At 40.6% G+C, this 522-nt stretch carries 1 protein-coding gene; it reads left to right on the plus strand.

Annotated elements, in window-relative coordinates; translation table 11 throughout:
• Nucleotides 1–522, plus strand: a 522-nt coding sequence (locus tag H5993_RS09190; RefSeq protein ID WP_239458073.1) for a helix-turn-helix domain-containing protein, incomplete at both ends; no start/stop codon positions are given.

The following is a 522-nucleotide window of genomic DNA, read 5'->3' on the forward strand; positions in this document are numbered from 1 at the left end:
CACTAACCTTTTGGCCACTCATCGCAAATATGCACACCTTACTAAAGAAGAGCGAGTGATGATTGCGACTTTAAAGTCGCAAGGACTTTCCAATCGCGCAATCGGTCGTCAATTAGGAGTGAACCACCAAACCATTAATAATGAGCTTAAACGTGGTACAGTTCGCCAAATTCGTCGTCAAAAATTCAATGGTAAGACTTACGATTACCCTTATCACATCTACAGTTATGAAGCTGGTCAGAATATTTATCTTAAATGCCACCAACGGTCCGGTCGTCCTCGTTTATATTACCGCTCAAAGCTTTTTTTACAATTGGCCGACCAATTAATGCTTGGTGAATTTGATGAGCATCGTTACTCTCCTCAAGCGGCTATTTATAAGGCACGTGATTTGATGAGTGATGATTCACTGATCCCTAAGTCTGTTGTGACTTTGTATCAGTGGATTAATGATGGTGTATTCCGTACGTCTAACTTGGACCTTTTTGAGAAAACTAAACGTAAACACCATCAATCTCATCC

The organism is Limosilactobacillus alvi (assembly GCF_016900115.1).
GTDB lineage: Bacteria > Bacillota > Bacilli > Lactobacillales > Lactobacillaceae > Limosilactobacillus > Limosilactobacillus alvi.